5 protein-coding genes are annotated in these 5,855 nt (G+C 62.6%); 3 read left to right on the top strand and 2 right to left on the bottom strand.

The features are described from left to right. The 3 genes from AC2VOG_RS20475 to AC2VOG_RS20465 form a co-directional block, all read left to right on the top strand. Nucleotides 1-187: hypothetical protein (locus AC2VOG_RS20475; protein WP_486941648.1), on the top strand; the 187-nt coding region annotated here is incomplete at its 5' end. An 81-nt stretch (nucleotides 188-268) separates the two neighbouring features. After that, nucleotides 269-1,549 carry an NAD(P)/FAD-dependent oxidoreductase gene (locus tag AC2VOG_RS20470; RefSeq protein ID WP_486941647.1) on the top strand — a complete coding sequence of 427 codons (1,281 nt, stop codon included), beginning with the start codon at nucleotides 269-271 and terminating at the stop codon, nucleotides 1,547-1,549. 20 nt (nucleotides 1,550-1,569) lie between these two features. Further along, a complete protein-coding gene (locus AC2VOG_RS20465) occupies nucleotides 1,570-2,199 on the top strand; it encodes a class I SAM-dependent methyltransferase (RefSeq protein ID WP_486941646.1) in 630 nt (209 codons plus the stop codon). 223 nt (nucleotides 2,200-2,422) lie between these two features. On the opposite strand, the gene AC2VOG_RS20460 is transcribed toward AC2VOG_RS20465, so the two are convergent. Continuing rightward, nucleotides 2,423-3,211, bottom strand: coding sequence for a manganese catalase family protein (locus AC2VOG_RS20460; RefSeq protein WP_486941645.1), 789 nt, complete (start codon nucleotides 3,209-3,211; stop codon nucleotides 2,423-2,425). Between the two features lie 183 nt (nucleotides 3,212-3,394). Then, nucleotides 3,395-5,116, bottom strand: coding sequence for an aa3-type cytochrome oxidase subunit I (gene ctaD, locus AC2VOG_RS20455; protein WP_486941644.1), 1,722 nt, complete (start codon nucleotides 5,114-5,116; stop codon nucleotides 3,395-3,397). Nucleotides 5,117-5,855: the final 739 nt, after the last annotated feature.

Below are 5,855 nucleotides of genomic sequence, written 5' to 3'. Positions count from 1 at the left end.
CCAATCTGCTGCTCGACGCCGCGGTGGGGTGGTGCCCGACCAGCGTTCTACTGCACCGCCTCGGCGTTTCGACCGCGGCCGAGCGGTCGACGCGTTGTGGCGGTTAGCCCACACCTCGATCAAATGCTTGCCGGACGAGTCGCTTTGGGCGTCCGGCACCGAAACGGGATTGATGCTGAACGTATAGGAGGCGCACGATGATTCGCATGCTGGAGATAGTGGAACCAACGCCGGTCGTCACCGACGACGGTGCCGGGGCGGTGGCGTCATGAGCCGCGCATGTCCTCGGGTGGTGATTTTGGGTAGCAGCTTCGCCGGGCTGACCACCGCCCGCTTCATCCGGTCACATTGCGGCGACGCGGTCGACATCACGGTGATCGACCGCAACCCGTACCTGATCTTCGTGCCGAACATTCCGATGGAGGTGTTTGCCGACCACGATCCGCTGGTGACGATGCACATGGAAACCGTCCGGTTCCATAATCGCGACGGCAACGAGTTCATCAACGCTGCGGTCACCGCGATCGACCCCGACGCCAAGCGGGTGGTCTTCACCCCGACGGATCGCGCCGGCTCGGCGCCCGAGACCATCGGTTACGACTATTTGGTGATAGCACTGGGCAATCAGCTGGCCTACGACCGGATCGAGGGCTTCGGCGAGTTCGGCGACACCGTCTCCAGCGGACACTATGGCAACAAACTGCGGCGCAAGCTTTTTGACGGTGGCTACAAGGGCGGCCCGATCGCCATCGGGTCCGCCCGGTTCAACCAGGGCCTCGAACACAAGCCTGACTGGCTGCCGGTCGCCGAGGCCGCCTGCGAGGGCCCGCCGCTGGAGTTGGCGTTGTCGATGGCGCACTGGCTCGGTGAGCACTCGATGGGCGACGCCCACAAGGTCACCTTGTTCACGCCGGCCGAGACCATCGCCGAGGATGCCGGTGAAGAGATCGTCAAGCAGTTCTTGGACCTGGCCACCGACATGGGTTTCGGCTATATGCCTGCCACCCAGGACGTTACGCGTATCACCGCGGACGGCATCGAGTTCGCCAACGGTCAGAGCATGGAAGCGGAGCTGAAGATCCTCATGCCCGACTGGGTGCCGCACGCTTTCCTGAAGGATCTGCCGATCACCGACGAGTATGGCTTCGTGCTCACCGGAACCGACATGCGCAACCTCGACCACCCGGAGGTTTTCGCCGTGGGCGACGCGGCCGCGCTGACCGTGCCCAAGCTCGGCTCTCTGGGCCACCAGCAAGCCGAGATCGTGGCCCGCCACATCGCGGTCGAGGTCGGTCGCCTCGACCGGGCCGAGGTTGGCGGACCGTATCGACCCGAGATCATCTGCTTCGGCGACATGGGCGGACACAAGGGCTTCTACATCCACTCCGACACCTGGTACGGCGGGAAGACTAGCGTCTTCAAGATGGGCTACGCGCCGTGGGCGATGAAGATGGGGTTCAAAGAGATGTACTTCCGGACCGGCGGCAAGCCCGTCTCCTGGGGGATGCCCGCCACCGAATTCACCATGGACAAGCTGCCGCTGCCGTGACAGCCAGATTGGAGTAAGACATGGACGCACAGGCATGGGATGTTCGCTACAGCGAGGGCGAACTGCTCTGGGGGACAGAGCCGAACTCATTCGTCGCCGCCGAAATGTCGGCGGCAACGCCGGGACGGGCGTTGGATGTGGCCTGCGGCGAAGGCCGGAACGCGATCTGGTTGGCCAGCCGCGGCTGGCACGCTGTCGGTGTCGACTTCTCCCAACAGGGACTGGAACGGGCAGCGCAACTGGCGAGTCGTGCCGGGGTTACCGAGCGGGTCGACTTCCAGGTCGTCGATGTGGTGCACGACGCGCTGCCGGCCGGATCGTTCGACGCGGTCATCGTCGCTTATCTGCAGCTACCGCACACCTTGCGCCGCGCCGCATTGCGCAACGCCGCCGCCGCGGTTGCACCCGGCGGCACGTTGCTGATCGTGGGCCATGACACCACCAACCTCACCGAGGGCATCGGCGGCCCGCAGGACGCCGAATTGTTGTTCACCCCTGAGGATGTGCTCGCCGACCTGAACGCGGTGCCCGGACTCGTGGTGGAGAAAGCGGAGAAAGTCCGACGAGCGGTGCCCGACGCCGGACGCGACGCCATCGACGCACTGGTGCGCCTGCGCCGCGACGCGCACAGCGGAGCGAGCCAGCCATGACCCGCCGGTGGTCGGTCCCGCCGAACAGTTGCCACATGAGGATGGCCGGCCGCGCCTTGGGCTGGGTTCAGTGCAGGTAACCGCTCCCCTGTGGGTGGGGTTTTTGATCGGGGCCGCGTTCGGCGTGCCGGCTGCGCTGTGGGGGCGAGCGTTAGCGAAAACCGCACTGCCCGAGAACGATTCATGCTCGACCCACATTAATCGGCTCCGCTGCCGCCTGAGTTTACTCGGCCGCGTGGGTTGCCGGCTTGTCGTCGAGGGTGAAGCCCCACGAACTGTTGGCCGCAGCGAACTCGAAGCCGTCTGTGCTTGCTTCGGACTTATCCGAGGTGCCGAAGTCTCCCGAATCGGCGACGTAGGCGTGCCCGAGCTTTTCCATCCCGGGCAGGGTGCCGGGCGGGAAGTTGTCTTCGATCGACGCCAGCGCCGACTCGAACATCTTCTGATGAGCGATCTCTCGGGTCATGAGGAACGTCAACGTATCTTTGGCACCGGCGTCGTCGGTGAATTTGATGAGGCGCTCGTAGACGAGTTTGGCGCGGGCTTCGGCGGCGATATCCGAACGCAGGTCGGCGGTGGGTTCGCCGATGGTGTCGACGTAGCCGGCGGTGAACGGCGTGCCCTCGGAATCGGTCAACCGTGCGCCACCGCCACCGAGGACGTTGGTGGCACTGTTGAGCGCGAGAGTCGCGGCGTCGGGCATTTTCCCGTCCAGCAATTCGCCGAGGTAGGTGCCTTCGACTTGATCCACCAGCGCCGAGGGCGAGCCCTTCAGCAACAGCGACAAGGTCTGCGCAACCATTTCCAGATGGGAGAGTTCCTCGGTGGCGATATCGAGCAACATGCTGCGTCGTGCGCCGTCGGTCTCATTCCAGCCCTGCAGGAAATAGCGCAGCGCCGCAGCGAGCTCACCGTTGGGACCGCCGAACTGTTCGAGCAACATCTTGGCGAACTTCGGGTTCGGTTCGTCCACGCGGACCCGGTACATCATCTTCTTGTTGTGTAAAAACATCGCCTGAATCTCCTATCTACTGCCGAAGCATCGCGGTCACCTGCCGTCGTGATTCCCGCTCTAGACGTGCCCCAAACACGCCGCCCGCGAGCCTGGGCGGCAAGGGCCGGATTGGATAGCTGGCTGAGCTCACGTATCCGAAAAGGATTGCTGTGCAAAACTTCCCGCTAGTCGCGCGCCTGTCTAGCGGCCGCTAGCTGTTGCGCCGACTTCTGGATGGCGGCCGATATGCGACTCTTGACGCATCCGTTCGACCATGTGCGGATAGTGCAGTTCGAAGGCGGGCCGCTCGGAACGGATGCGGGGCAGCTCGGTGAAATTGTGGCGCGGCGGTGGGCAGCTGGTGGCCCACTCCAGGGAGTTACCGTGGCCCCACGGGTCATCGACGACGGCCGGCCTACCGTAGCGCCAGCTTTTGAACACGTTCCACACGAACACCATCATCGATACCCCGAGGATGAAGGACCCGAGCGTGGAGATGGCGTTTAACGCAGTGAAACCATCGGTGGGCAGGTAGTCGGCATACCGACGAGGCATGCCCATATCGCCTAGCCAGAACTGAACCAAAAATGTGGTGTTGAAGCCGATGAACGTCAACCAGAAATGCAGCTTGCCCATGCGCTCGTCGAGTAGCCGTCCGGTCATCTTCGGAAACCAGAAATAGACCCCGGCAAATGAGGCGAAGACGACGGTGCCGAACAACGTGTAATGGAAATGTGCCACCAGGAAGTAGGAATCGGTGACCTGAAAGTCCAGCGGCGGGCTGGCCAGCAGGACGCCAGTTACACCGCCCAGTAGGAAGGTGGCGAGGAAACCTACAGACCACAGCATCGGGGTCTCGAAGGTCAGTTGTCCCTTCCACATGGTGCCGATCCAATTGACGAATTTTATGCCGGTTGGTATCGCGATCAGGTATGAAGTGAACGAGAAAAAGGGCAGCAGAACGGCGCCGGTGGCGAACATGTGATGGGCCCACACCGCCATCGACAGCCCAGCGATGCCGATGGTGGCGTACACGATTGAGGTGTAACCAAAGACCGGCTTGCGGCTGAAAACCGGGAGGATCTCGGTGACGACGCCGAAGAACGGCAGCGCCACGATGTAGACCTCCGGGTGGCCGAAAAACCAAAATAAGTGCTGCCACAGGATCGGACCGCCATTGGCCGGGTCGTAAATATGACCTCCCAGGTGGCGATCATAGGCAAGCCCGAACAGCGCCGCCGTCAGCGGCGGGAAGGCCATCAACACCAAGATCGACGTCACCAGAACATCCCAGGTGAACACCGGCATCCGGAACATCGTCATGCCGGGGGCGCGCAAACACACCACGGTGGTGATCATGTTGACCCCACCCAATATGGTGCCCAGTCCCGCGACGATCAGCCCCGTGATCCAGAGATCGCCACCGGCGCCGGGACTGTGCGTCGCATCTGACAGCGGCGTGTAGGCCGTCCAGCCGAAGTCGGCGGCCCCGCCGGGGGTGATGAAACCTGAAATAACGGTCAGCGAGCCAAACAAGAACAACCAGTACGAAAGCGCATTCAACCGAGGAAATGCGACGTCAGGCGCGCCGATCTGCATGGGTATGACCAGATTGGCGAACCCGAACACGATCGGGGTGGCAAAGAGCAGCAGCATGACGGTGCCGTGCATAGTGAATAACTGGTTGTATTGCTCGTTGGACAAGAACTGCATGCCGGGCGTAGCCAGCTCACTACGCATCAACAGGGCCATCAGTCCGCCCGCGAAAAACAATACGTAGCAGGTGATTACGTACATCATCCCGATCAGCTTGTGATCGGTGGTAGTCACCAGCTGGTAAATTAGCGTTCCCTTCAGCCCCACCCGGGCGGGAAATGGACGCCGTGCTTGCATAGGAGTAACCGGCGGTGCCTCAGTTGTCATGTATCGTCATCCCCTCTGCGTGATGGCCCTGTGCGGGAAAGATGGACACTCCACTCCGATGCGCCCTGGCGGCGGAGCGCTGATGCGCCGACGTGGTACTTGATGACATCGCGGTGCGGCTTTCTTATCGGGCGGAACGCATATTGCGGGTTGAATCAGCGGGCGTGCCTCGCCCTAAACGCGCGACTCGGCGTCGAGCCAAGTACAACCACAGCCAGCCCACAGTCGCACTTGCCAGCGTTACGATGCCGGTTGCAATCGAGCCCCCGCCGTGCCCTATGCCGGCCAAGAAAAGAGACACCATCACCCCGCCCACTGCGGCGCCGATCAACAAGTAGCCGATCAGCTGGCGGTTGTCTTTGAACGCCACACCCGCCCGCGGCTGATGTGTGCGGTCATAATCGATCGGATCGCCGCTGTTAACGGGCACGGGCGCCCTCCCCACTCGTCCAGGCCAATCGCCCACGCTGGCCAGCTGTTTCAGGATCGGGTACCCGGATGCGGGGCCAAGAAAACGTCGCTGCTGCGAAGAGTGGGCCGGGTCGTGAAGGTTTTGGCCCTAGGGGCCACCTGCGCTCTCGATGCCATCGAGATGGCCGTTCGAGACGAAAGATGCTGGTGGGATTGAGATTACACTGCCGACTCCCGTGTCAATGGCTGCGCGAATGGTCCGCCGCGTCGGCGTCCTCTCCCAGTATCAGCGAACGCACCAATTGACGTGTTCCGAAGGGCCGCAACA

Source organism: Mycobacterium sp. TH-M11 (genome assembly GCF_057473725.1).
Note: the sequence above shows the minus strand (reverse complement) of the source record. Positions and strands in the feature narration are given on the sequence as shown.